The 23,415-nt window shown below is 70.0% G+C and carries 24 protein-coding genes and 1 tRNA gene; 16 read left to right on the forward strand and 9 right to left on the reverse strand.

What is annotated here, in order from left to right; all coding sequences use genetic code 11:
- Positions 1-13: 13 nt before the first annotated feature.
- The gene (locus ACFQ0P_RS13285; RefSeq protein ID WP_204979140.1) at positions 14-616 is read right to left on the reverse strand and encodes a vitamin K epoxide reductase family protein; all 603 of its coding nucleotides are present in this window, start codon (positions 614-616) and stop codon (positions 14-16) included.
- 305 nt (positions 617-921) lie between these two features.
- Here ACFQ0P_RS13285 and ACFQ0P_RS13290 point away from each other — a divergent pair, with 305 nt between their 5' ends.
- A complete protein-coding gene (locus ACFQ0P_RS13290) occupies positions 922-3,303 on the forward strand; it encodes an Rne/Rng family ribonuclease (protein ID WP_204979141.1) in 2,382 nt (793 codons plus the stop codon).
- Positions 3,304-3,312: 9 nt separating this feature from the next.
- Here ACFQ0P_RS13290 and ACFQ0P_RS13295 read toward each other — a convergent pair whose 3' ends face one another.
- Positions 3,313-3,588: a DUF4031 domain-containing protein gene (locus ACFQ0P_RS13295; RefSeq protein ID WP_204979142.1), complete on the reverse strand. Its 276-nt coding sequence runs from the start codon at positions 3,586-3,588 to the stop codon at positions 3,313-3,315.
- Between the two features lie 240 nt (positions 3,589-3,828).
- On the opposite strand from ACFQ0P_RS13295, the gene rplU reads away from it, so the two are divergent.
- The 10 genes from rplU (at position 3,829) to ACFQ0P_RS13345 (ending at position 10,692) form a co-directional block, all read left to right on the forward strand.
- Entirely contained in the window at positions 3,829-4,137 is a 309-nt protein-coding gene (gene rplU, locus ACFQ0P_RS13300; RefSeq protein ID WP_168914039.1) for a 50S ribosomal protein L21, read from the forward strand.
- Between the two features lie 20 nt (positions 4,138-4,157).
- Complete coding sequence (rpmA, locus tag ACFQ0P_RS13305) at positions 4,158-4,415, forward strand: 50S ribosomal protein L27 (protein WP_204979143.1); 258 nt, start codon at positions 4,158-4,160, stop codon at positions 4,413-4,415.
- A 98-nt stretch (positions 4,416-4,513) separates the two neighbouring features.
- The gene (obgE, locus tag ACFQ0P_RS13310) at positions 4,514-6,028 is read left to right on the forward strand and encodes a GTPase ObgE (RefSeq protein WP_204979144.1); all 1,515 of its coding nucleotides are present in this window, start codon (positions 4,514-4,516) and stop codon (positions 6,026-6,028) included.
- Positions 6,025-6,855: a glutamate 5-kinase gene (gene proB, locus ACFQ0P_RS13315; protein WP_204979145.1), complete on the forward strand. Its 831-nt coding sequence runs from the start codon at positions 6,025-6,027 to the stop codon at positions 6,853-6,855. Before obgE ends, proB begins: the two co-directional genes overlap by 4 nt.
- Positions 6,856-6,864: 9 nt before the next feature.
- Positions 6,865-8,124, forward strand: coding sequence for a glutamate-5-semialdehyde dehydrogenase (locus tag ACFQ0P_RS13320; RefSeq protein WP_204979146.1), 1,260 nt, complete (start codon positions 6,865-6,867; stop codon positions 8,122-8,124).
- A gap of 53 nt (positions 8,125-8,177) precedes the next feature.
- Entirely contained in the window at positions 8,178-8,402 is a 225-nt protein-coding gene (locus ACFQ0P_RS13325; RefSeq protein ID WP_204979147.1) for a hypothetical protein, read from the forward strand.
- Positions 8,403-8,412: 10 nt separating this feature from the next.
- Positions 8,413-9,009 carry a nicotinate-nucleotide adenylyltransferase gene (nadD, locus tag ACFQ0P_RS13330; RefSeq protein WP_204979148.1) on the forward strand — a complete coding sequence of 199 codons (597 nt, stop codon included), beginning with the start codon at positions 8,413-8,415 and terminating at the stop codon, positions 9,007-9,009.
- Positions 9,006-10,172 carry a hypothetical protein gene (locus ACFQ0P_RS13335; RefSeq protein WP_204979149.1) on the forward strand — a complete coding sequence of 389 codons (1,167 nt, stop codon included), beginning with the start codon at positions 9,006-9,008 and terminating at the stop codon, positions 10,170-10,172. Before nadD ends, ACFQ0P_RS13335 begins: the two co-directional genes overlap by 4 nt.
- A complete protein-coding gene (gene rsfS / locus ACFQ0P_RS13340) occupies positions 10,172-10,549 on the forward strand; it encodes a ribosome silencing factor (RefSeq protein WP_204979150.1) in 378 nt (125 codons plus the stop codon). Before ACFQ0P_RS13335 ends, rsfS begins: the two co-directional genes overlap by 1 nt.
- Before the next feature lie 70 nt (positions 10,550-10,619).
- Positions 10,620-10,692, forward strand: a tRNA-Ala gene (locus tag ACFQ0P_RS13345).
- Positions 10,693-10,807: 115 nt separating this feature from the next.
- Here the strand turns inward: ACFQ0P_RS13345 and ACFQ0P_RS13350 are convergent.
- From ACFQ0P_RS13350 to ACFQ0P_RS13360, 3 genes are all read right to left on the reverse strand, one after another.
- The gene (locus ACFQ0P_RS13350; protein WP_204979151.1) at positions 10,808-11,650 is read right to left on the reverse strand and encodes a universal stress protein; all 843 of its coding nucleotides are present in this window, start codon (positions 11,648-11,650) and stop codon (positions 10,808-10,810) included.
- A gap of 109 nt (positions 11,651-11,759) precedes the next feature.
- The gene (locus ACFQ0P_RS13355) at positions 11,760-12,251 is read right to left on the reverse strand and encodes an FBP domain-containing protein (RefSeq protein WP_204979152.1); all 492 of its coding nucleotides are present in this window, start codon (positions 12,249-12,251) and stop codon (positions 11,760-11,762) included.
- Positions 12,252-12,538: 287 nt separating this feature from the next.
- Positions 12,539-13,720: a hypothetical protein gene (locus tag ACFQ0P_RS13360; protein WP_204979153.1), complete on the reverse strand. Its 1,182-nt coding sequence runs from the start codon at positions 13,718-13,720 to the stop codon at positions 12,539-12,541.
- Positions 13,721-13,887: 167 nt separating this feature from the next.
- Here ACFQ0P_RS13360 and ACFQ0P_RS13365 point away from each other — a divergent pair, with 167 nt between their 5' ends.
- Genes ACFQ0P_RS13365 through ACFQ0P_RS13380 form a run of 4 tightly spaced genes read left to right on the forward strand, consistent with a single transcriptional unit; the run spans position 13,888 to position 18,314 of the window.
- Positions 13,888-14,364, forward strand: coding sequence for a VOC family protein (locus ACFQ0P_RS13365; RefSeq protein WP_204979154.1), 477 nt, complete (start codon positions 13,888-13,890; stop codon positions 14,362-14,364).
- On the forward strand, positions 14,361-15,506 hold the full coding sequence (locus ACFQ0P_RS13370; RefSeq protein ID WP_204979155.1) for a PQQ-dependent sugar dehydrogenase: 1,146 nt from the start codon (positions 14,361-14,363) through the stop codon (positions 15,504-15,506). The genes ACFQ0P_RS13365 and ACFQ0P_RS13370 overlap by 4 nt, the downstream gene beginning before the upstream one ends.
- Positions 15,507-15,552: 46 nt before the next feature.
- Positions 15,553-16,638 (forward strand): zinc-binding metallopeptidase family protein, encoded by a 1,086-nt coding sequence (locus ACFQ0P_RS13375; RefSeq protein WP_204979156.1) that lies wholly within the window; start codon positions 15,553-15,555, stop codon positions 16,636-16,638.
- Entirely contained in the window at positions 16,635-18,314 is a 1,680-nt protein-coding gene (locus ACFQ0P_RS13380) for an acyl-CoA dehydrogenase family protein (RefSeq protein ID WP_204979157.1), read from the forward strand. The genes ACFQ0P_RS13375 and ACFQ0P_RS13380 overlap by 4 nt, the downstream gene beginning before the upstream one ends.
- A gap of 4 nt (positions 18,315-18,318) precedes the next feature.
- On the opposite strand, the gene ACFQ0P_RS13385 is transcribed toward ACFQ0P_RS13380, so the two are convergent.
- Complete coding sequence (locus tag ACFQ0P_RS13385; RefSeq protein ID WP_204979158.1) at positions 18,319-19,419, reverse strand: endonuclease/exonuclease/phosphatase family protein; 1,101 nt, start codon at positions 19,417-19,419, stop codon at positions 18,319-18,321.
- Positions 19,420-19,510: 91 nt separating this feature from the next.
- On the opposite strand from ACFQ0P_RS13385, the gene ACFQ0P_RS13390 reads away from it, so the two are divergent.
- A complete protein-coding gene (locus ACFQ0P_RS13390; protein ID WP_204979159.1) occupies positions 19,511-20,719 on the forward strand; it encodes a glycoside hydrolase family 3 N-terminal domain-containing protein in 1,209 nt (402 codons plus the stop codon).
- 10 nt (positions 20,720-20,729) lie between these two features.
- Here ACFQ0P_RS13390 and ACFQ0P_RS13395 read toward each other — a convergent pair whose 3' ends face one another.
- From ACFQ0P_RS13395 to ACFQ0P_RS13405, 3 genes are read right to left on the reverse strand one after another with little or no spacing between them, the layout of a single operon-like run.
- A complete protein-coding gene (locus ACFQ0P_RS13395) occupies positions 20,730-21,599 on the reverse strand; it encodes a 3-methyladenine DNA glycosylase (protein WP_204979160.1) in 870 nt (289 codons plus the stop codon).
- A 32-nt stretch (positions 21,600-21,631) separates the two neighbouring features.
- Positions 21,632-22,345 (reverse strand): SOS response-associated peptidase, encoded by a 714-nt coding sequence (locus ACFQ0P_RS13400; RefSeq protein ID WP_204979161.1) that lies wholly within the window; start codon positions 22,343-22,345, stop codon positions 21,632-21,634.
- A gap of 28 nt (positions 22,346-22,373) precedes the next feature.
- Entirely contained in the window at positions 22,374-23,411 is a 1,038-nt protein-coding gene (locus ACFQ0P_RS13405; RefSeq protein ID WP_204979162.1) for an App1 family protein, read from the reverse strand.
- Positions 23,412-23,415: the final 4 nt, after the last annotated feature.

The raw sequence follows: 23,415 nt of genomic DNA on the forward strand, positions 1-23,415 counted from the left end.
ACCGCGCGAGGGGTCAGAAGAGGTTGTCGAGCACGTCCAGGCGAACCTGGGCGATCACGGCCACCACGGCGTAGCTGAGGACCGCCAGGAGGGGCACCCAGCCCATCAGGTCGGCGGCCACGCGGCGCACGCGGGGTCCGACCGGGGCCACGCCGCTCCGCAGCAGATGCAGCGTGACGACGTAGAACGTCGGAATCGTCACGACCCACGTCACCATGCACCACGGGCACAGCGTGCCCAGCACGAAGATGCTCTGCGAGATCAGCCAGATCACGAAGCCGAAGGCGAACAGCATACCGAGCCAGAAGAGCCACCAGAACCAGCGGGCGAACCGCGCGCCCGCAAGGATCGCCGCCCCGACGACGATCGGGGCCACCCAGCCGGTGAGCCCCAGGATCGGGTTGGGGAAGCCGAAGACGCTTCCCTGCCAGGAGGTCAGGTTCGCCGAGCACTGCACCAGCAGGCTGAAGTCGCACGACGCGCCGGCATCGGGGTCGGCAAGGAGGTGGAAGCGCTCCAGGGTGAGCGAGAACGCCGCCCACCATCCGATCGCGCCGGCGATGATGAGCCACACGGCCATGATCCGGGGATGAGGATGCGAGGGTCGCTCTGGCATGCTCCGGATTATGGCACCGCCGACTGGGTGGATGCCGCGCACAGCGCCGGAGGAAACCACCGGCGCGCCGCCGACGAGCAATCGGCGGGGGAAAGTGCGATAATGGTCCCCGATGAGCAGCGGCCGCGCCGCGACGCGCATCACCAGAAGACTTCAGGGCGACGAATGCCCGTGGCAGCGACACCTCCCGCCGCATGAGCCGGGATCCGCTGCAGACCGAGTGAGTTCGCGGCACCGCAGGTGCGGCACCGCAAGAGATTTCGCCGGGCGGCGCGCGGTGCCGACCCGCAAGGAGTAAGCCAGTGATGGCCGATGGCACAGATGAAGAGTTCACCCCGCAGACCGGATCGGATGCCCCGCTGACGCCCGGCGACGACGCCGCGGCAGCGGAGACAGAAGCCGTGATCGAGTCGGTCGAGGTCTACGAGGAGGGTGCTCCGGCGCCCGCCACAGACGACGTGGATGCCGCGGAGCCCGCGGTGGAGCCCGAGCCGGAGCCTGAGCCTGAGCCCGCTACGGAGCCTGAGCCTGAGCCCGCTGCGGAGCCTGAGCCCGCTGCGGAGCCTGAGCCTGAGCCCGCTGCGGAGCCTGAGCCCGCTGCGGAGCCTGAAGCGGCTCCGGAGCCCGAGCCGACTCCGGATCCCGAGCCCGACGGACCCGTCACCGCCGTGTCGCTCGGGCTCCTCCCCGAGACCTTCGTCTCGGCGGTCTCGACGCAGCTCCACTTCTACGCCCCGGAGATCGCCCCGCTTCCGTCTCTCCCCGATGAGGACCGCGAGCAGGAGCAGCAGCCGCAGGGGTCCGCCCGTCGCCGAAACCGTCGTCGCGGGGGAGAGGCCCGGGATGAGGCATCCGGTCCTGCCGACCAGTCCCAGCCCCGCCAGCGCGCGGTCGAGCTCATCACCGAGCCGCAGCGCATCAAGGGCTCTACGCGTCTCGAAGCCAAGAAGCAGCGCCGCCGCGACGGCCGCGAGGCGGGCCGCCGCCGGGCCGTCGTGACCGAAGCCGAGTTCCTCGCACGTCGCGAGGCCGTCGACCGCGTCATGATCGTGCGCTCGAAGAACGGCCGCATCCAGATCGCGGTGCTCGAGGACAACGTCCTCGTCGAGCACTACGTCGCCCGCAACCAGGACGCCTCGCTGATCGGCAACGTCTACCTGGGCCGCGTGCAGAACGTGCTCCCCAGCATGGAGGCGGCGTTCGTCGACATCGGCCGCGGCCGCAACGCGGTGCTCTACTCCGGCGAGGTCGACTGGGATGCCGTCGAGACCGGCAATCAGCCGCGTCGCATCGAACTCGCCCTCAAGTCGGGTGACAAGGTGCTCGTCCAGGTCACGAAGGACCCGGTCGGCCACAAGGGCGCGCGACTGACGAGCCAGATCTCGCTGCCCGGACGCTACCTCGTCTACGTTCCCGGCGGAGCGATGAACGGCATCTCCCGCAAGCTCCCCGACACCGAGCGCGCCCGCCTGAAGAAGATCCTCAAGGAGGTGCTTCCGGAGTCGTCGGGCGTGATCGTGCGCACGGCCGCCGAGGGGGCGACCGAGGAGCAGCTCACGCGCGACGTCCAGCGACTGACCACCCAGTGGGAGCACATCAGCAAGCAGGTGCAGTCGATCGGGGCCCCCGCGCTCCTTCACTCCGAGCCCGACCTCCTTGTCAAGATCGTGCGCGACGTGTTCAACGAGGACTTCTCGAAGATGCTCATCCAGGGTGAGGACGCGCACCACACCATCACCAAGTACGTCGAGAGCGTGGCGCCCGACCTGCTCGAGCGGATCGAGGCGTACGACGACGAGGGCGACCCGTTCGACCGGTTCCGCGTGACCGAGCAGATCGAGAAGGCCCTGGACCGCAAGGTCTGGCTGCCGTCGGGCGGATCGCTGGTCATCGACCGCACCGAGGCGATGACGGTCGTCGACGTCAACACCGGCAAGTTCGTCGGCTCGGGCGGGAACCTCGAGGAGACCGTCACCAAGAACAACCTCGAGGCCGCGGAGGAGATCGTGCGTCAGCTGCGGCTGCGCGACATCGGCGGCATCATCGTCGTCGACTTCATCGACATGGTGCTCGAGTCCAACCGCGACCTTGTCCTGCGGCGGCTCGTCGAGTGCCTCAGCCGTGATCGCACGAAGCACCAGGTCGCGGAGGTCACCTCGCTCGGGCTGGTGCAGATGACCCGCAAGAAGCTCGGCCTCGGACTGCTCGAGACGTTCAGCGAGCCGTGCGAGGTGTGCGCGGGTCGTGGCGTCATCGTCCACCATGACCCGGTCGTGAAGCACCGGGGGGCGCAGTCGTCCTCCAGCTCGTCGGGACGCCGCCAGCGCGGCGGTGCCGCCCAGCCGACTACCGGCGGGTCCAACGGCACGCACGTGATCACCGAGGGCGTCAAGTCCGCCCTCGCGCAGATCGCGGCGTCCACGATCCATCACCACGACGAGGTTCCCGCCGAAGAGCCGGCAGAGGTCGTGGAGCCCCCTGTCGAGCGGCCGAAGAAGGCGCGCAAGAAGCGCCCCGAAGCCAAGGAGCGCGGCAAGGGCCCCAAGACCGAGAAGGACCTCCTCCTCGACTCGGTGCTCAGCGCACTCCCTGAGCCCAAAGCTCCGGGTCAGGGTCGCTCACGGCGTCGCGTCACGACGGCGGCCCTCACCGGCACCCCGGTCGCACACACTCCGGTAGACGACTGACGGAAGCATTCAGCGGCCGGCCCTGCGCTCCTTCGCGGTCACGCGCAGGCCGGAGGCGATGAGCCTGCGAACGAGTTCATGGCCGTCGACATGCTGCGCGCCGGCGGCGATGAGCCGGGCATGGGCGTGATCCGGGACGTCGTAGTGGTCACGATCGAACCCTCGTCGGGGGATGCCGTTCGCCGCGGCGAAGGCGTGGAGCTCGTCGAGATCGGCATCGCTGACCAGGTGTGCCCACAGCCGGCCGTGCGCCGGCCAGCGCGGGTCGTCGATCAGGATCGCCATTCCGTGATCCTACAAACGCCCGGCCCCGCGACGGCCCGCGGCGCTTTTGCCGTATGTGACGGCATCCGGTAAAGTTGTCCTTTGGTGCGTCACGCGTCGCAGGTTCACGGCGACGGTCGACGGGCCCCGGCAACCGGCTCGGGCCGTCCTTCCGCACCACGACTTCCTCTTCTCGCAAGAGCAGAGTCTCGCAAAAGCAACCGGAGCCGTGCGCTCCAATCCAGTAGAAACAGGTGTGAAGTGGTTTACGCAGTTGTGCGCGCCGGTGGCCGGCAGGAGAAGGTCGAGGTCGGCACGATCGTCGTTCTCGACCGCCAGGCCGCGAAGATCGGCGACAAGATCGAGCTGCCCGCCGTCCTGCTCGTCGACGGCGACGCTGTCACGACCGACGCCGACAAGCTTGCCAAGGTGACCGTCACCGCCGAGGTCCTCGGCGAGGAGCGCGGCCCCAAGATCGTGATCCAGAAGTTCAAGAACAAGACCGGCTACAAGAAGCGCCAGGGCCACCGTCAGGACCTCACGCGCGTCAAGGTCACCGGAATCAAGTAAGTCCAGGAAGAGACGCAGAGATGGCACACAAAAAGGGCGCAAGCTCCACCCGCAACGGTCGTGACTCCAACGCTCAGCGACTGGGCGTGAAGCGATTCGGCGGTCAGGTCGTGAGCGCCGGCGAGATCATCGTCCGCCAGCGCGGCACGCACTTCCACCCCGGCGCCAACGTCGGCCGCGGTGGCGACGACACGCTGTTCGCGCTGGCCGCGGGCTCGGTCGAGTTCGGTCAGAAGGGCGGCCGCAAGGTCGTCAACATCGTGGCCGCCGCGGAGTAATCGCGGCGCTGCGCACAACGTGAGGAAGGGGCGGGCTTCGGCTCGCCCCTTCCCTTTTACCCTGGGGAGACACCCAGGCATCTTCGGAAGGGGATCGCATGGTCACGTTCGTCGATCGTGTGACGCTGCACCTGCGCGCCGGCAAGGGCGGCAACGGCTGCGTGTCCGTGCGCCGCGAGAAATTCAAGCCGCTCGCGGGGCCAGACGGAGGGAACGGCGGCCACGGCGGAGACATCGTGCTGATCGCCGACCCGCAGGTCACGACGCTGCTCTCGTACCACCACTCGCCCCATCGAGCCGCCGGCAACGGCGGCTTCGGTATGGGCGACAACCGATCGGGGGCTGCGGGCGACTCGCTCGAACTGCCCGTCCCGGTCGGCACCGTCGTCAAGGATCCGTCGGGGGAGACCCTCGTCGACATGATCGATCCCGGCATGCGGTTCGTCGTCGCGCCCGGTGGTCTCGGCGGGCTCGGCAACGCGGCCCTGGCCAACCCCAAGCGCAAGGCTCCCGGCTTCGCGCTCCTGGGAACGCCCGGCTGGGAGGGCGATGTCCTTCTCGAGCTCAAGACCGTCGCCGACGTGGCGCTGGTCGGGTTCCCTTCCGCAGGAAAGTCCAGCCTCATTGCGGCGGTCTCCGCGGCTCGCCCCAAGATCGCCGACTACCCGTTCACGACCCTTCACCCCAACCTCGGCGTCGTGCAGGCGGGTGACACGCGGTTCACGGTCGCCGATGTGCCCGGTCTCATCGAGGGCGCGAGCGAGGGCAAGGGTCTGGGGCTGGAGTTCCTGCGTCATGTCGAGCGCTGCACAGCACTGGTCCACGTGCTGGACTGCGCCACCCTCGACCCGGGCCGCGACCCCCTCACCGACCTCGACGTCATCCTCGCCGAGCTCGGCGCCTATCCGGTGCCCGAAGGGCAGGTGCCGCTCCTGGAGCGCCCGCAGCTCGTCGCGCTCAACAAGGTGGACGTCCCCGAGGCCAAGGACCTGGCCGACATGGTCCGGCCCGAGCTCGAGGAGCGCGGATTCCGCGTGTTCGAGATCTCGACCGTGAGCCACGAGGGCCTGCGCCCGCTCACCTACGCGCTCGGAGACATCGTGGCCCGCCACCGCGCCGAGCAAGCCGCCGCGCCTGTGCCCGAGCGCATCGTGATCCGCCCGAAGGGATCGGAACGCGCCTTCTGGGTCCGCGTGGAGGGCGGCACCTACGGGAACATCTACCGCATCCTCGGCGAGAAGCCGGTGCGCTGGGTGCAGCAGACCGACTTCCAGAACGAGGAGGCCGTCGGCTACCTCGCCGATCGTCTCGAGAAGCTGGGCGTCGAGGACGAGCTCTTCCGCGCGGGGGCGACGCCCGGCGCGACGGTCGTCATCGGGGAGGGCGACGGCGTCGTCTTCGACTGGGATCCGTCCCTCACCTCCGTCGCCGAACTGGCCACCGCGCCGCGCGGCACGGATCCGCGCCTCCTCCAGAGCTCGCGCCGCACGACGTCGGAGCGACGCGAGAAGTACCACGACATGATGGATGCCAAGGCCGAGGCGCGCGCCCAGCTCGAGGCGGAGCGGCTGGCCACGCGCGCCGACGTGGACGGCGACGGAGACGACGAATGACCTTTTCGGCGCGCCAGGGTATCGCCACGGCGCGACGAGTGGTCGTGAAGGTCGGGTCGTCGTCGATCAGCGGCGAGAACGCCGAGAAGATCGGGCCGATCGTCGATGCTCTCGCCGAGGCGCACGGGCGCGGGACCGAGGTCGTGCTGGTCTCCTCGGGCGCGATCGCGACCGGCATGCCGTTCCTGCAACTCGACGAGCGCCCGAGCGATCTCGCGACGCAGCAGGCGGCTGCGGCCGTGGGTCAGAACGTGCTGATCTACCGCTACCAGGCGGCGCTGCGCGAGTACGGCATCGTGGCCGGACAGGTGCTGCTCACCGCGGGAGACCTGGAGAACCCGACGCACCGGTCGAACGCCCGTCGCGCGATGGAGCGGCTGCTCGGCCTGCGCATCCTCCCGATCGTGAACGAGAACGACACCGTCGCGACGCACGAGATCCGCTTCGGTGACAACGACCGGCTCGCCGCCCTCGTCGCGCAGCTGGTCGGCGCCGACGCGCTCGTCCTGCTGAGCGACATCGAGTGCCTCTACACCCGCCCACCGGGCGAGCCCGGAGCGACGCCCATCAAGCGCGTGGCGTACGGCGACGATCTGCACGGGTTCGAATTCGGCTCGGTCGTCGTCAACAGCGTCGGCACCGGGGGCGCCGCGACGAAGGTGTCGGCCGCGCGACTGGCCGCGGCATCCGGAATCGGGGTGCTCGTCACCAGCGCGGATCTCGTCGGGCAGGCCCTCACGGGAGCCGACATCGGCACGTGGTTCCAGCCGAATCCCGAGCCCGCGGCGCCCGCCGCGACCGGGCCGGTGCGGACCGCTCGTCGATAAACTGGCACGATGACCACCACGGCCACGACCGCCCGCGAGCGGATGCTGCTCGCCAAGGAAGCCTCGCGCACCGTCGGCCTCCTCGACGACGCCCGCAAGACGGAAGCCCTCCACGCCATCGCGGACGCGATCGAGCGTGCGGCCGACGAGATCTCGGCCGCCAACGGCGAGGACCTCGAGCGCGGACGCGCCACCGGTCTGTCGACCGCCCTGCAGGACCGCCTGCGTCTCGACGTGCCGCGGATCTCCGCGCTGGCAACGGCCGTCCGCGACATCGCCGCGCTTCCCGACCCTGTCGGACGGATCCTCGACGAGCGGACGCTCCCGAACGGCATCTCGCTGACGAAGGTCTCGGTCCCGTTCGGAGTGGTCGGCTCGATCTACGAGGCCCGGCCGAACGTCACCGTCGACATCGCGGCGCTGGCGCTGCGTTCGGGCAACGCCGTGGTGCTCCGCGGCGGATCGGCAGCGGAGCGCACGAACGCCGCCCTCATCCGTGCGATGCGCGGTGCGCTGGCCGACCAGGGCATCGACCCCGAGGCGATCCAGACCGTGGACGACTTCGGGCGCGACGGGGCCCGCGAGCTCATGCAGGCGCGCGGGCTGATCGATGTGCTCGTGCCTCGAGGCAGTGCCCAGCTCATCGAGACCGTGGTCACCGAGTCCTCGGTCCCGGTCATCGAGACCGGTGCCGGTGTCGTCCACATCGTGCTGGACGAGTCCGCCCCGCTCGAGTGGGCGCGCGACATCGTCGTGAACGCGAAGGTGCAGCGTCCGAGCGTGTGCAACTCGGTCGAGACCGTGCTGGTGCTCTCGGACGCCGCCTCCCGCCTGATACCGCCGGTCGTCGAGGCGCTGCAGGCCCAGGGCGTCACGGTCCACGGTGATGACGTCGTGGCCGGTCTTGCCGACGGAATCGTCCCCGCGACCGAGGAGGACTGGGCGACAGAGCACCTCAGCCTCGACATCTCGGTGCGAGTGGTCGATGATCTCGACGAGGCGCTCGATCACATCCGCCGCTATTCGACGCACCACACGGAATCGATCATCACGCGCGACGAGGCCAATGCGGAGCGGTTCCTCGCTGAGGTCGACTCCGCGGTGGTGATGGCGAATGCCTCCACGCGCTTCACGGACGGCGGGGAATTCGGCTTCGGCGCCGAAGTGGGGATCTCGACCCAGAAGCTCCACGCCCGGGGCCCGATGGGCCTGCCCGAGCTCACCAGCACGAAGTGGCTCGCGCGGGGCGTCGGACAAGTCCGGGGCTGAGCGCCTAAACTGAACCACACCACGCCCACCGGCGAACCCGAATTGGAGCACGAATGACCATCGCCACGATCGTCGCCCTCGCCGCCGAAGAGTCCGAACACCACGGAAACGTCGCCCTCGAGACCGTCGGCTACGGCATCATCGCGGTTGCGGTCTTCGCAGTCCTGGCGCTCGTCACCCTCTCCTACCGCAACGTCGCCAACCGCCACGCGCACAAGGCCGAGGCCTACGCCGCGGCACACGCCGACGACGTCCACCGAGCGGGGCACGGCCACTAGGCCGCACTGCATGTCGGTGACGGGAGCCCCGAGGATCGGGGTCATGGGTGGGACGTTCGATCCCATCCATCACGGACACCTCGTCGCCGCGAGCGAAGTCGCCCAGTGGTTCGACCTCGACGAGGTCGTCTTCGTCCCGACCGGTGAGCCGTGGCAGAAGACGGAAGTATCGCCGAGCGAGCATCGCTACCTGATGACCGTGATCGCCACGGCATCCAATCCGCGCTTCACCGTCAGCCGCGTCGACATCGACCGGTCCGGACCGACGTACACGATCGACACGCTGCGCGATCTCAAGGCGCAGCGTCCCGGAGCGGAGCTCTACTTCATCACGGGCGCGGACGCCATAGCGCAAATTCTCAGTTGGAGGGACCATGATGAGTTGTGGGATCTCGCGCACTTCGTCGCGGTCTCCCGCCCCGGGCATGTGCTCAGCACCGACGGGCTGCCCAGTGAGGACGTGAGTCAGCTCGAGATCCCCGCTCTCGCCATCTCGTCCACGGACTGCCGTGACCGGGTACGTCAAGGACACCCGGTGTGGTACCTCGTCCCCGACGGGGTCGTCCAATACATTGCGAAGCATCATCTCTACCGGAGCAAGGAATGACTACACCCGAGCAGCCGGCGAACCCACCGCTGACACGTAAGCAGATGCGTGAGATCCGCAACACCGGATCCACCCCCGTGATCACCCCTGAAGAGATGGCGGATGCCGCGGCCGGCGTCGGAGAGGTCGACGACTCTTCCGCGCCGATCGCGTCCGCCCCCGCTGCGGCCACGGCGCACGAGTCCGTCCCGACGGCGGTCGCCGTCGCGCCGTTGCCGCGCCCCGCGGAGCCGGTCGCCGTGCCGCCCGCACCGGGTCCCGACTCCGCCGTCGATCTGGGTGCTTCGCCCCTCACCCGCAGGCAGGCGCGCCAGCAGGAGCGCATCCGCACGGCCTCGGTTCCCGTCATCACCCCCGAAGTCGCCGCGGCGCACACGGCGTCGATGACCACGCCGCCCGCGCAGGCACCGGCCGAAGCGCGCGAGGAGGCTCCGACCACCGGGGTCATGCACGACCTCTTCGGCCTCGCCACGTCGTCGACACCCGTCACGACTGCCCCGCGAGCGGTCGACGCGCCCGTGGTCGACGCGCCCGTGGTGGACGCCCCCTTCTCCCAGGGTGCGCCCGATGCAGCGGAGGCGACGGATGAGGCCAACGCAGACGTGACCGAGTCCGTGTGGCCGACCGACGCTCCGGACGCGCGCGACGACGAGTCCGACGAGAAGCCGAAGGAGCGGGTCGTGAACCCCATGCTCGGTGCCGGTCTTCTCGCGGGAGAGCCGGAGCAGGCCGACCTGCCGCCGTCATTCGATCAGCTGCTCGCGCGGTCGACGGGCGCCGTGTCGGTGCCCAACGCGCTCATCCTCTCGCAGGCGCCCGAGGTCGCGCCGATCTCGGGCGCGCTGAGCGCGACGGGTGAGGTCCTGATCACCGGCACGCTCAATCTCCCCGAAGGGCTCGGCTCCACCGGCCACGCGCTCGGTACGGCGGACGGCAAGGAGGTCGACGCCACCCTGATCGACGGCGAACTCCCCGCGCACTCGTCCCCGACGCCGATCGCCGCGAGCGCCGCGATCAGCACCGTCAAATCCGCCGGTGACGTCATCAAGCCCCCGGCGCCGGAGAAGGGCAGCAAGCTCGTTCTGGCCCTCGCGATCATGGCAGGCGCGCTCGGTCTCGTTCTGGTCGGCCTCCTCGTTGCGATCGTGGTCGGAGCCCTGTGATGGCGGCAACCGCTCAGGCGCGGGAGATGCTGCAGATCGCCGCCGTCGCCGCCGACGCCAAGGGCGGCGAGGACCTCGTCGCGCTCGACGTGTCGGAGCCGCTGCCTCTCGTCGACATCTTCCTGCTGGTCACGGGCCGCAGCGAGCGCAACGTCGCCGCGATCGCCGACGAGGTCGAGGACAGGCTGATCGAGGCCGGACACAAGCGTCTCCGGCGCGAAGGCCGCCAGGAGGCCCGCTGGGTGCTCCTGGACTTCGGTGATCTCGTGGTGCACGTGTTCCACGAGCAGGAGCGCGTCTACTACGGTCTCGAGCGGCTCTGGAAGGACTGCCCGGTGGTGCCCGTCGAGCTTCCCGCGGCGGCTCCGGCGGAGTGACCCGCCGGTTCGAAGCACCGTCGGACGTGTTGTAAGCTTGTCTGGTTGCCCCGTCAGGGGCGGCGAATCAGGGCCTGTGGCGCAGCTGGTAGCGCACCTGCATGGCATGCAGGGGGTCAGGGGTTCGAGTCCCCTCAGGTCCACCGAATTGTATAGCTCCGCGGGTTTGGGCTCGCGAACGAGTCTCCGTAGCGCTCGAGGCCGGCTTCTCGCGCCGGGCAAGACTGCGGAGCGGACGCCCGAGGATGAGGGCACCCCTCAGCGCACGACGACCGTGGTGGTCGCGACTCGGGCGAGGACCTGCTGGCTGGTCGAGCCGAGGAGGAATCGGGCGATCCGCCCGTATCCGTGAGAGCCGATCACCGTCAACCGAGCTTGGGCGGCCAGACGGTTGATCACCGCAGCCGGATCGGCGCTGCTCTCGACCACCCGACGAAGGTGCAGATCGGGATACATCTGCGAGATCCCCGCGACCGATATCGCGAGCGATTCCTCGGTCAGCTGCTGCATGTTCTGCAGGTAGTCATCCGGGTAGGACCGCACGGATAGCGGCAGAGCGACCGGTGACCATGTGCTCACAGCGGTGAGCGGCTCCCCGGATCTGTCGGCCTCGGCGGCGGCGAATGCGATCGCGCGTTCGGATGTCTCCGAGCCGTCCACTCCGACGATCACCCCGGTCCGATCCGTCAGGTCCAGGTCCGGGACCACCGCGACCGGGCAGTGCGCGCCGGCGGCGATGCGAATGCCGTGGGGGCCGCGGGCCGGTCCGGACTCCGGCCCGCGGTAGTCGCTGCCTATCGCCAGCAGGGCCGCGTCCTGCGAAGCGATGATCAGCCGCTCGACAGGCTTGCCGCGTTCGACCCGTGTCTCGACCTGTACCCCGCGAACCCGCACCTGCTCCGCGTCGCGATCCAGCATCTCGTGAGTCATCGCCATCGCGTCATCGATCACGTCGCCTTCCCCGACGACACCGAGTGCGCCGCCGACGATCGATATCAGCTCGAGCTGGTCGCCGCGCTGGGCCGCTCGGTGGGCGGCCCAACTCACGGCACGACGAGACGCGGCCGCATCCGTGACGCCGACGATGATCTTCTCTTGCATCACGCCTCCTCGGGGTCGGGGGCGAACCCTCGAGGTTCACTCTCGCGCGCGCCTCGCGCCTGCACAGGGCCGATAGTCCTGTCGAGTCCGTGAGCGAAGCAGGTCGTTCTCACATCGAGCTGCGCACCTCGCGCGCGAACCCCTCGGCGCTGGCGCGCAGGGACTCGATGCGGCGATCGCGTGCGGCTTCGCGGTCGAAGCCCAGGTATGCCGAAGGCGGCAGCTTGCGGACGTTCTGCGAGCACTCGAAGTCCTCGCACACGAGGATGCCGATGGTGTCGCCCCGCCTGCCCGCTTCGCCGGCGCGCTTGGTGGAGTACATGACGACCTCGTTCGGCAGATGGATGTCGTTGCACCACGAGCATTGCGGGCGCGTGCGAGGCCGCGATTCGGTCCGACGGAGGAGCATCCCGACCGGTTCGCCGTCGAGCTCGACCACGACGTACGCGACCCGAGCCAGCTTCGGGTCACGGAAGCCGAAGTAGTCGAGTCGACTCCAGTCGAGGTCGTCGAAACCTGCGGGCAGGGTGAGATTCTTGCGCTCGCTTCGCGAGGCGTTGATGAGGGATGCCCGTATCTGGGCGTCAGTGAGGGGACGCACGTGCGTGCCTTCCGCGTGGGGGCGTGCCGAGGGCGCGCCGAGATGAACCGGAGGGTGGGTGCCGTATCAGAGAGGCGGCATCGCCCGGAGCGCGGGGGGCGCTCCGACGGGCGGATCGGGGATGAGCCTCAGGCTCGCTGGCCGATCGACGCGGAGCGCGTCGACGGCCTCCTGACGCCCGAGGGCTCCACACGTCCGTTCATTCTCACAAGCCTACGCCGACCAGCTGGTGCGCGGACGCGTCGCGCCGCGCTCGGTCGGCCGTCTCGTATCGACGGAGCGCGCCGTCACAGGTGCGGAGGCGTGTCCGACGGAGGAGGCGCCATCGGCGTGACCGGCTCCGACGATCGCTCGGACGGCTCGCGGATCGGCGCGCCCTCACGATGCCAGGGGCGCTGGTGGTGAATCGCCAGCAGCTGGGCGCCGAGGCCGAAGAACACCATGGCCAGCCAGACCACGACGTTGAGCCAGGGGATCTGCAGGGCCACGATCAGGATCGCGCCCCCGAGCAGCCCCGTCAGAACGGGATGGTGCCGGTCGCGCAGCAGGAGGCGTCCGAGGTAGTAGGCGCTGAACACGAACGTGGCGAGCACCATGACCGTCCACACGAGCGCGCCGGCCAGGGCGAGCGGCGCCCCGATGATCGTGAGCGCCGTCAGCAGCAGTGCGAAGGGAACGGCGATGGATGCCACGAATCCGACGAGGAGCGCCTTCCACGGCGACGGCATGAGCCGGTCGGTGACACGATCGAGCCAGCGCGGGACGAGGAGCGCGGCGAGCAGCATGATCAGGCTCAGCGCGACGAAGCCGTAGACGGCGCCGAGGAACCAGCCGAGGAAGATCGCCCACGGTGACACCTCCATCCGGGGCGTCTGCGGGGGCTCGACGCGCTCGACGGTGCCGTCGACGGCGGTCGCGCCGATGCTCGCCTCCTTGTCGCTGACGTACGTCACATCGCCACCGACCGTGCCCTCGATCGTGAGGCGACCGACGCTCGCCACGACATCGCGCCCGACGTCGCCGGCGAGGTCGATGGTGCCGGCGGCTGCCACGACATCGTCGCCCAGGGAACCCGTCTCGGCCACCGTCAGGTTCGCCGCGGCGACCGACGCGCTTCGTGACACCTCGCCGCTGATCGTCACGTCCTGGGCGAACAGCCGCACATCACCGTCCACTGTGCCCGTGATGGTGATCGTCTGGGCGGCGGCGATCACGTCCCCCACCACGTCGCCGCTGATGGTGATGCTCTGACCGGACGCGTAGACATCGCCGACGACGCTGCCGGAGACGTCGAGAACGACGCCCGACAGGAAGTGCGGGCCTTCGTCGTCGGCGAGCGCGGACACCGCGGGTCCGGATGTCGGCGCGCTCGTCGGGGCGGCGACCGCGGCACCCCCCGTCGCGATCATCAGCATTCCGGCGGTGAGAAGAATGGTCAGCCATCGGCGCATGCGCGACACACCGTTCATTGCGGCACCTCCAGGGTCTCGACATGCGTGACGCAGGTCACCACTCCACTGTGCGGACTCCGAGCGCGCACCGACGGGCCGAAGGTCCCTCGCGACGACGGACGGTCGACGGCGTTGACCTCGCCGCGTCGGCGGGAGAGGCTGAGAGCGACGCCCGGGAGGATGCGATGTCCGATGTGATCCCGTTCCTGTGGTTCGACGATGACGCCGAAGCGGCGATCGCGTTCTACACGGAGCTCATCCCCGATTCGACGATCGTGTCGATCGGCAGGTACCCCGACGAGGTCCCCGGCATGGGCGGCAAGGTCATGCACGCGCATTTCCGGCTGGCGGGCCGCGACTACTACGCGATGGATGCCGGCCCGCAGTTCCCGTTCACCGAGGCCGTGTCTCTCTACGTCCCGTGCAGCGATCAGGCCGAGGTCGACCGGTACTGGGACGCCCTCACGGCCAACGGCGGGCAGGAGCAGCCGTGCGGTTGGCTCAAGGACCGGTGGGGGGTGTCGTGGCAGATCATCCCCGATCGCCTCATCGAGCTCATCCGTCATTCCGATCCTGAGACAGCGCATCGGGCGGTGCAGGCAATGCTCCGGATGCACCGGATCGACATCGCCGCCCTCGAACAGGCGGCGGCGGGAGCGTGAGGCGGCGACGCGCGCGTTTCGCGGCGGCGGGATGCCTCGTCGCGGCAGTGGTGGCGGCATCCGGATGCGCCGCGGGGGACGACCGCGCCAGCGTCCCCGCGACTGTCGCCCCCACCACGTCCGCGTCGGCATCGGCCACGCCCGCCGTGGGCGCGTGGCGGATCGACGGTGATCCCGAGGTCCTTGCGACGGGGCTCGCGGTGCCGTGGTCGGTCGTGCCTCTCGAGGGTGGCGGCGCGCTCATCTCGCAGCGCGACGACGGAACCCTCCTCGAGCTCACGCCGGATGGGCGCCTCCGCGAGGCGGGAACGGTCCCGGGGGTCGTGTCGGGCGGTGAGTCCGGGCTGCACGGCCTCGCACTCCTCGAAGACGGCGGCAGGTGGCTCTACGCCTACCACGGCGCGGCGGAGGACAATCGCGTCGTACGGATGCCGCTGCGTGGGCGGGCAGGCGCGCTCGAGGTGGGCGAAGCCGAGGTGATCTTCGACGGCATCCCACGGGCGAGCACGCACGATGGCGGCCGCATCGCCTTCGGACCGGACGGCAAGCTGTACGTCGCGACGGGCGACGCGCAGAACCGCGACGCGCCACAGGATCCGGAGTCGCTCGGCGGCAAGATCCTGCGTCTGGAGCCGGATGGCGCCCCCGCCGACGGAAACCCTTGGGACAACGCCGTCTGGTCGATGGGTCACCGCAATGTGCAGGGGCTGGCATGGACCGCAGACGGCACCCTGTGGGCGAGCGAGTTCGGCCAGAACACGTGGGACGAGCTCAACCGGATCGAAGCGGGCGCGAACTACGGCTGGCCGCTCGTCGAGGGGGAGGCGGGAAGGGACGGACTGACCGACCCCGTCGCCACCTGGACGACGGCCGAGGCGAGCCCCAGCGGCATCGCGGCCGTCGGCGACACCGTGGTGCTCGCGGGCCTTCGCGGTGAGCGTCTGTGGCTCGTCGACACCGTCGATGGGGCTGTCATCGGCGACCCCGAGGCGGCGCTCACGGGTGCGTACGGACGCCTTCGCGACGCGGTGATCGTGCCGGACGGCACCCTCTGGGTGCTCACGAACAACACCGACGGTCGCGGGTCGCCACGCCCCGAAGACGATCTTCTGCTGCGCTTGAGGCTCGTTCCCGCGCGATGAGTCATCGCCGCTCCCACCCTCGCCGACTCGACGCTACGGTGAGATCGTGAGCTCTCAGCCCCGCTGTCCGCACTGTCGCCACTTCGTCTATCTCGACACGCTGACATGTCCGAACTGCGAGGCGGAACTGGGTTATCACATCGTCAGCCGGCAGTTCCACGGAGTCCGCCACGGCCGGGTGCAGATCGACGACGTGACGTGGTACACCTGCTCGAACCGCGAGTGGGCGTGCAACTGGCTCGTGCGCGAGGATGCTCCCGCGGGCCGGTGCTTCTCGTGCCGGCTGACTCGCCGGCGTCCGGCGGCCGACGACACCGTCGCCTTGGAGAAGCTCGCCAAGACCGAGGAGGCCAAGCGGCGGCTCCTGCTCCAGCTGGGCGACCTCGGCCTGCCCATCCTGCCGTGGGACGTCAAGGAAGGCGGGCTCGGATTCGACCTCATCTCCAGCCTCACCGATGGCAGACCGGTCATGATCGGCCACGCCAACGGCATCATCACGATCGACCTCGCCGAGAACCTCGACGACCGGCGAGAAGCGCTGCGGGTGCGTCTGGGGGAGCCGTACCGCACGATCCTCGGGCACCTCCGCCACGAAGTCGGCCACTACTACCAGAACGTGCTCCTGACCGACGATCAGCTTTGGGAGAGGTCCCGCGACCTGTTCGGCGACGAGCGCGCCAGCTACCGCGACGCGCTCACGCGGCACTACAAGGTCGGCGCACCGCCCGACTGGCAGGACAGCTTCATCTCGGAGTACGCCACCATGCACCCCTGGGAGGACTTCGCCGAGACGTTCGCTCACTACCTGCACCTCACCGGCACGCTCCAGACCGCCGCGGTGCTCGGAATCCATCTCGATTCCGCGGTGACGAGCCTGCGCGACACCGACGTGGTCCCGCTGGAGTCGTACCGCGACGAGCCGATCCAGCGGCTCCTCACCGACTGGGAATGGATGTCGCAGGCGTTCAACCGGATCAATCGCGCGATGGGCTTCGGAGACCTCTACCCCTTCACGATCGCCGGGCCGGTGCGCCACAAGCTCGAGTTCGTGCACGACATCATCACGCGTGCGCCGCTCACCTTCGAAGAGCAGTTCGCGCTCGCCTTCGCACCTGAGCCGGAGCGGACGTGACCGCCTTCTCGCGGGGTCGGCGAGTCATCGGCGCGGCCACCCACTACGTCGAGAACCAGTCGCCGTGGCGCGTCGGGATCGACGAGTACGCCTCGAACGCGCCGCTCGTTGCCGCGGTCGAGGCGTTCGGCGCCGGCTGGGCCGACGCCGCGTTGCGCGAGACCGGCGCTCACGTGGGCTCGCTCGACTTCCAGCGCGACGCCGAACTCGCCAACGTCCATACGCCGACCCTGCACGCGCACGACCGCTGGGGCTTCCGCCTCGACGAGGTCGAGTACGACCCTGCCTACCACCGCGTGATTGCGGCCGCCCTGGCGCGCGGTGCGCACACTTCCGCGTGGGCCGACCCGCGTCCGGGCGCCCACGTGGCGCGCGCGGCGACGTTCCTGCTCTTCGCGCAGGTCGAGCCCGGACACGCGTGCCCGGTGTCGATGACCCACGCGGCGGTGGCATCGATCGAAGGCTCGCCGTGGGTGGCCGACGAGTGGATGCCGCGGCTGCTCTCCCGCGACTACGATCCCCGTCTTCTGCCGGCGGATGAGAAGCCCAGCGCGCTCGTGGGGATGGCGATGACCGAGAAGCAGGGAGGCTCGGACGTTCGAGCAGGCACGACCGTCGGTGTCTCGATGGGAGGCCACGCGTACCAGCTCACCGGGCACAAGTGGTTCTGCTCGGCGCCCATGTCCGACGGCTTCCTCGTGCTCGCCCAGACGAGACGCGGCACGGTGGAGGAGGGCCTGTCCTGCCTCTTCGTCCCGCGCCTCCTGCCGCACGGGATGCGCAATGTGTTCCGGCTTCAGCGGCTGAAGGACAAGCTCGGCAACCGATCGAACGCGTCCGCGGAGGTCGAGTTCGACGGAACCGTCGGGTTCGTGCTCGGAGAGCCGGGCCGCGGGGTGCGCACGATCATCGAGATGGTGCAGCGCACACGCCTGGACTGCGTGCTCGGAACAGCCGCCGGGATGCGGCAGTCCGTCGCGGAGGCCCTCTGGCATGCGCGCGGGCGACAGGCGTTCGGCGCGCCCCTCGTCGACCAGCCCGCGATGACCGCCGTCCTGGCCGATCTCGCCCTCGAGTCGGAGGCGGCGATGCTCACCGGCCTGCGGCTCGCGCAGCTGTTCGAGGCCGAGGCATCCGATCACGACATCGCCCTGCGCCGGCTGGCCACGCCCGTCTCGAAGTACTGGGTCTGCAAGCGGGGTCCGCACCACGCGTACGAGGCACTGGAATGCCTCGGTGGCAACGGCTACACCGAGTCCTTCCCGCTGGCGCGCCGCTATCGAGAGCAGCCCGTCATGGCGATCTGGGAGGGTTCGGGCAACGTGATCGCCCTCGACGTGCTCCGCGCACTCACGCGGGATCCCGAGTCCGCCGACGCGTTCGCCGCCGAGCTCGCCACCACTGGCGGGGCGTCCGCGGTCCTGGACGCGCACACGGAGCGGACCCTCGCTCACCTCCGCGGGCTTCAAGGTGCCGACCCCGCGGCGGCGCAGGCCGAGGCGCGGAGACTCACCGAGTCGCTCGCCCTCGCGTTCCAGGGCTCCCTGATGCTGCGGTACGCCCCGTCGCGTGACGCGGAGGCCTTCATCGCCGCGCGCTTGGGCGAGGACCGTGGGGCGCAGTACGGCGTCCTGCCGCACGGGACCGACGCGGCGGCGATCGTCGCGCGGCACTGACGCGTCAGGCGGCGGCGAGGGGTCGCAGGTAGGCGTCCGAGAAGTCCGTGCGGATCTCGACCCACAGCGGAGAGTGATCCGACATCTGCCAGGTGCGCCACTTCCGGTACGCGGCGAGGACGGCGTTCTCGTCGGCGCCCTCGGGCACGGTGCGGGCGAAGTGCGGGCGGTACGCCTCGAGATCCTCGTCCCGGAACACGTCGGCGAACGGGTTCTCGATTCCTCCCGCCGTCACCTCGAAGCGGTCGTCCCTCACGCGTGTGGCGATCTGATCGTAGAAGTGGTCTCGGTCGGGGATGCGGGAGCCGTCGATCGCAGCGGGCACCTCGAATCCGTGGCGCAGCAGCGCCTGCATCGTGCGGTGCTCGGGACTGACGACGTTGAAGTCCCCGAGGGCGATGACGTTCTCGACGGCGCCGATGCCCCCTCCGACGGGCCGGGGTGCGTCATCCTGCCTCTTCGCGAGGAAGGCCGCCAGTCGGTCGATCTCGCCGATCCGACGCTCGAGCGCCGCGCCGCTGTCCTCGCCGAAGTAGATGTGCACGGTGCACAGTGAGAAGCGGAACCAGCCCGAGGAGAACGACACGAGGAACGGACTGCGCGCGAACTGCAGTCCGCGGTCGGCCGCATCGGCACCGGCGCCGGAGTTCCCGACGACGAGCTGTCCCTCCGGGAGCACGATCTCCCCGGCGATGTTGCGGAAGCGCACGCGATCACGGTTGTACAGGAACGCCATCCGCTCACCGTTACCGCTGCGCCCCTCAGTGATGTCGGTGGCGATGTAGTCCCAGTCCGGCCCGAGGGTACCGATCACGCGTTCGAGCGGCGCGAGATCCCTGCTCACCTCCTGGACGGCGACGAGGTCGAAGCTCGACAGCATCTCGGCGAGGTAGAAGAAGGTTTCGGGGAGCCGAGGACCCATGCCGAATCGGCCCGAGTCGAAGTCGCGGATGTTCCACGTCGCCAGCAGCAGACGGGTGTCGTCGCGCCTGTCGCGGAGCGGGCGCAGACGCTCGCGCATCGCGAGGAGTCGATCCGCGCACCGCCGCCCGGCCGCGGCGTCCTCTGCCGCGAGGCGCTTCACGCCCGAATAGTTCGTGCCCATCGGATCCCCCCGTCCGCCTTCCCTTGAGAGGGGGCGCCGCCTTCCGGTGATACCGACGACGCGACGAAGGAGAGAACGTAGGCTGTCGGGCATGGATGTCGCGCTCCGGGGGCTCATCGCGGCTGCCCTGACGGCGGCCGTGCTGTGGGCCGGCGCACCGGCGTCGGCTGTGACCGCAACCGACGACGCCGATACCCCGACGAGCACCGGCGCGGTCCGGGTGGAGGCGAGCGCACCGCACGCGACGTCGACCACGGCGGCGCGGGAGGTGGCAGCCATGTCGCTGCGCGAGCGCGCGGCATCCGTCGTCATGGGCCACATCCCCACGACCGACCCGACAGCGCTTCGCGCCTACATGGAGGCCGGCGGCATCGGCGGCTTCATCCTCATGGGAGCGAACATCCCCGCCGGCGAGGACGAACTGCGAGCGGTGACCGCCGCGCTCACGATCGATCCCGCGCTGCCGCCGCTGATCGCGATCGACCAGGAGGGCGGGGACGTCTCACGGCTTCCGTGGGACACCTTCGCGTCATCGGTCGAGCTGAAGAACGCGCCGCCCGAAGCCGCTCGGGACGCGTTCGCGGGGCGCGCCGCGCTCGTCCAGCGCGCCGGCATCGGCGTGAACTTCGGCGTCGTCGCCGATGAGACCGACGACCCCGGCTCGTTCATCTACCGGCGCTCTCTCGGAACGACGCCCGCCGCCGCCTCCGACCGCGTGGCCGCAGCGGTCGCGGGGGAGGAGGGAGCCGCGTTCTCGACCCTCAAGCACTTCCCCGGACACGGCGCCGCCCCCGGGGACTCGCATCTCGGCATCCCCCGCACCGCCATGCCCCCCGAGGAGTGGCGCGAGACGGACGGACTCCCCTTCCAGGCGGGCGTCGACGCCGGTGCACCGCTCCTGATGTTCGGCCATCTGTCGTACACCGCCGTCGACGAGGCGCCGGCGAGTCTGTCAGCGGAGTGGCACCGGATCGCGCGAGAGGAGCTCGGCTTCGCCGGTGTGGCGGTCACGGACGACCTCGGGATGCTGCAGGCCTCCGGTGACCCGCGCTACGCCGATCCTGTGGCGAACGCCGTCGCCGCCCTCGCCGCCGGGAACGATCTGGTGCTCGGCGTGATGTTCTCCGATGCCCAGAGCGCGACGCGCATCGTCGACGGCATCGTGGCCGCCGTCGAGTCGGGGGCGCTTCCGCAGGAGCGGCTCGACGAGGCGGCGGAGCGTGTGCTCGCCCTCCGCCTGCAGCTCGCGGCCGAGGGACGGGGACTCGTCCCGTGCGACGAGTGCGCCCCCGCGGGATGACCGCGCTGCCTCAGGGGCGCTCTGCGATGTCGAGCAGTCGCGCGCGGATCGCCTGCCCGCGCTCGGCGAAGCCGCGCTGAGCCCGGACGTACTGCGCCTTGCCCTCGGGCGTCTCGATCGCCACCGCCGAGTACCCCCACGCACGCAGATCGTACGGTGAAGCGCGCATGTCGAGGGTGCGGATGTCGCGCGCCAGCTCGAACGCATCGAGCAGCAGCTCGCCCGGCACGAGGGGGCCGAGCTTGACCGCCCACTTGTACAGATCCATTCCCGCGTGGAGGCAGCCGGGCTGCTCCAGGGCCGCCTGGCGCTCGCGGGTGGGCTCCACGCGATTCCTCGGAACGGCATCGGGCGTGAAGAAGCGATAGGCGTCGAAGTGCGTGCAGCGCAAGTCGTGCGCTTCGACCACGGCATCCGTGCCGCCAGCCCCGAGTCGAAGGGGGACCTCGTGGCGGGTCTCGGCGGCGCGGTACACCATCGCCCACTCATGGAGCCCGAAGCATCCGAACCCCGCCGCCCGGCCCGCGGTCGCCCGAAGGAGGCGGGCGATGTTCTCGATCAGAGCGCCGTGCTCGGTCCGCCACGCGACAACGTCGACGATCAGCGAGCCGGGTTCACGACCGGGACGGTAGCCGCGCCAGTGTACGCGAGCGGTGGTGGCGGCATCCCTCAGTTCGATCTCCGCGCCCGGGTGCCAGCGGCGCAGAAGCGCGGGCTTGTAGGAGTAGTAGGTGAACAGGAAGTCCTCGACCGGATGCTTCTCACCGCGCGCGGCGCGCGCACGATGCGCAGCGGTCAGCTCGTCGGCGCGACGTCGATGAGCGTCTTCGAGCGCGGTCCACTCGGCCAGCCCGAGCGCGGCGGCGGTCGCGGTCGTCACCGTACGAGGATACGCGGGACGGACGGGCTGCTTCAGTCGTCGACGGGCTCGATGAGCTCGGGCGAGTTGTTGCGCACATTGCCGACCGCTCGCGAGACCACGTGGTCGTCGAGCGTGTCGGCGAGAGCCGGTGCCGCGTCGATCGCGGCGTCGAGCACATCGCGGACGTTGTCGGTCGTCGGATCGAGCCAGGCATCGGCGTGGTCGGGATCGAGAAACAGCGGCATGCGGTCATGGATCGAGCCCAGCCGGCCGATGGAGTCGCGCGTGAGGATCGTGAAGCTCAGCAGCCAGCGGGACGGGTCGTCGTCGGCCTTCGAGGTGTCGCGCCACCACTCGTACAGCCCGGCCATGAACAGCGGCGAGCCGTCGGCGGGATGGATGTAGTGCGGGATCTTCGCCCCATCGACCGTCTTCCACTCGTAGTAGCCCGAGGTCGGGACGACCGCGCGACGCTTCTCGAGCGCGCTGCGGAACATCGGCTTGCCTTCGAGCTCTTCGGAGCGTGCGTTGAACGCCCGCGCCCCGATCTTGACGTCTTTCGCCCACCCGGGGACGAGCCCCCATCGCGCGCTCTCGAGCCGACGGACCGGCAGCTCCTCCTTCACGGAATCGAGCACGATGGCGACCTGAGCCGTCGGCGCGACGTTGTACGAGGGCTCGGGCAGGTCATCGCCCTCGACATCGACGCGCAGCACGCCGACGAGGTCGGATCCGGCACTGGCAACCACGAAGCGTCCGCACATGCGGTCAGCCTACGCGCGGCCCCCGACGTCAGGCGGAGACGACGCCCACGGTCTCGAGGCGCTCGAGCAGCCCCGCGCCGTCGGACTCCGTGACCCAGGGCACCCGGGCCGCACTGTGGTCGTTCACCGCCGTCCGCCCGCCCGCGAGAACCGCCTCGGCGGGAGATAGACGACGGATCGCGACGCCGGCGACCTGGCCGGGATGCTCCGCCGCGAACGTCGTGTAGATCTCATCGTCGTGCTGGCCGTCGTCGCCGACGAGCAGCCACCGCACATGCGGGAACTCCGCGGCCAGGCGCCGCAGGTTCGAAGTCTTGTGGGCCTTGCCGCTGCGGAACCACCGATCGTGCGTGGGGCCCCAGTCGGTGAGCAGCAGGGCGCCGGGCGGGAACAGATGGCGGCGCAGGAAGCGCATGAGGGTGGGGGCGATGTTCCACGCCCCGGTGGAGAGGTAGACGACGGGTGCGCCGGGGTTCTCGCGGACGACACGCTCCATGAGCACCGCCATGCCGGGCACCGGCTGACGGGCATGCTCGTCGACGACGAACGAGTTCCACGCGGCCAGCAGCGGACGGGGGAGCGCCGTGACCATCACCGTGTCGTCGACGTCCGACACCACGCCGAAGCGCACCTCGGGGCCCACGACGAACACGCGGGTCTCGATCGGCTCGCCGTCTTCGACGGTCATCGTGAAGGTCTGCCATCCCGGCTCGAGCACGGCGGGAAGCCGGACGTCGATGACGCCGCCGCGGTCGGCGACGACCTCGTGGTCGACCCCCGCGATCGTCACGGTGACCTGCGCGTAGCCGATCGGCACCGCGACGAAGCTCCGCCACCCGCGCACGCTCGCGTACTCGCCGGACTCGTTCTGCTTCATCGGAGGCACGATCATCACCCGCCCGAGCACCCTCACCCAGTCGGGTCCGGCGTAGCCCGGGAACGGGGTGATCGTCGGTGCGTGACCGCGGCGCCGCGCACGGCGCTCTCGCCAGGCGTGGAAGCGGTACTCGAGGCGAGCGAACCAGAGCACCTTGGTGCGGGCCGGCGGCGTGGCTGTCTCGGGCATCGCC

Source organism: Microbacterium insulae (genome assembly GCF_042677065.1).
In the GTDB taxonomy this organism is placed as follows: Bacteria; Actinomycetota; Actinomycetes; order Actinomycetales; family Microbacteriaceae; genus Microbacterium; species Microbacterium insulae.

Bases quoted from the DNA above. Each gene is read 5' to 3' on its own strand.
- ACFQ0P_RS13285 (WP_204979140.1), bottom strand. From the start codon at position 616: ATGCCAGAGCGACCCTCGCATCCTCATCCCCGGATCATGGCCGTGTGG.
- ACFQ0P_RS13290 (WP_204979141.1), top strand. From the start codon at position 922: ATGGCCGATGGCACAGATGAAGAGTTCACCCCGCAGACCGGATCGGAT.
- ACFQ0P_RS13295 (WP_204979142.1), bottom strand. From the start codon at position 3,588: ATGGCGATCCTGATCGACGACCCGCGCTGGCCGGCGCACGGCCGGCTG.
- rpmA (WP_204979143.1), top strand. From the start codon at position 4,158: ATGGCACACAAAAAGGGCGCAAGCTCCACCCGCAACGGTCGTGACTCC.
- obgE (WP_204979144.1), top strand. From the start codon at position 4,514: ATGGTCACGTTCGTCGATCGTGTGACGCTGCACCTGCGCGCCGGCAAG.
- proB (WP_204979145.1), top strand. From the start codon at position 6,025: ATGACCTTTTCGGCGCGCCAGGGTATCGCCACGGCGCGACGAGTGGTC.
- ACFQ0P_RS13320 (WP_204979146.1), top strand. From the start codon at position 6,865: ATGACCACCACGGCCACGACCGCCCGCGAGCGGATGCTGCTCGCCAAG.
- ACFQ0P_RS13325 (WP_204979147.1), top strand. From the start codon at position 8,178: ATGACCATCGCCACGATCGTCGCCCTCGCCGCCGAAGAGTCCGAACAC.
- nadD (WP_204979148.1), top strand. From the start codon at position 8,413: ATGTCGGTGACGGGAGCCCCGAGGATCGGGGTCATGGGTGGGACGTTC.
- ACFQ0P_RS13335 (WP_204979149.1), top strand. From the start codon at position 9,006: ATGACTACACCCGAGCAGCCGGCGAACCCACCGCTGACACGTAAGCAG.
- rsfS (WP_204979150.1), top strand. From the start codon at position 10,172: ATGGCGGCAACCGCTCAGGCGCGGGAGATGCTGCAGATCGCCGCCGTC.
- ACFQ0P_RS13350 (WP_204979151.1), bottom strand. From the start codon at position 11,650: ATGCAAGAGAAGATCATCGTCGGCGTCACGGATGCGGCCGCGTCTCGT.
- ACFQ0P_RS13360 (WP_204979153.1), bottom strand. From the start codon at position 13,720: ATGAACGGTGTGTCGCGCATGCGCCGATGGCTGACCATTCTTCTCACC.
- ACFQ0P_RS13365 (WP_204979154.1), top strand. From the start codon at position 13,888: ATGTCCGATGTGATCCCGTTCCTGTGGTTCGACGATGACGCCGAAGCG.
- ACFQ0P_RS13385 (WP_204979158.1), bottom strand. From the start codon at position 19,419: ATGGGCACGAACTATTCGGGCGTGAAGCGCCTCGCGGCAGAGGACGCC.
- ACFQ0P_RS13390 (WP_204979159.1), top strand. From the start codon at position 19,511: ATGGATGTCGCGCTCCGGGGGCTCATCGCGGCTGCCCTGACGGCGGCC.
- ACFQ0P_RS13400 (WP_204979161.1), bottom strand. From the start codon at position 22,345: ATGTGCGGACGCTTCGTGGTTGCCAGTGCCGGATCCGACCTCGTCGGC.
- ACFQ0P_RS13405 (WP_204979162.1), bottom strand. From the start codon at position 23,411: ATGCCCGAGACAGCCACGCCGCCGGCCCGCACCAAGGTGCTCTGGTTC.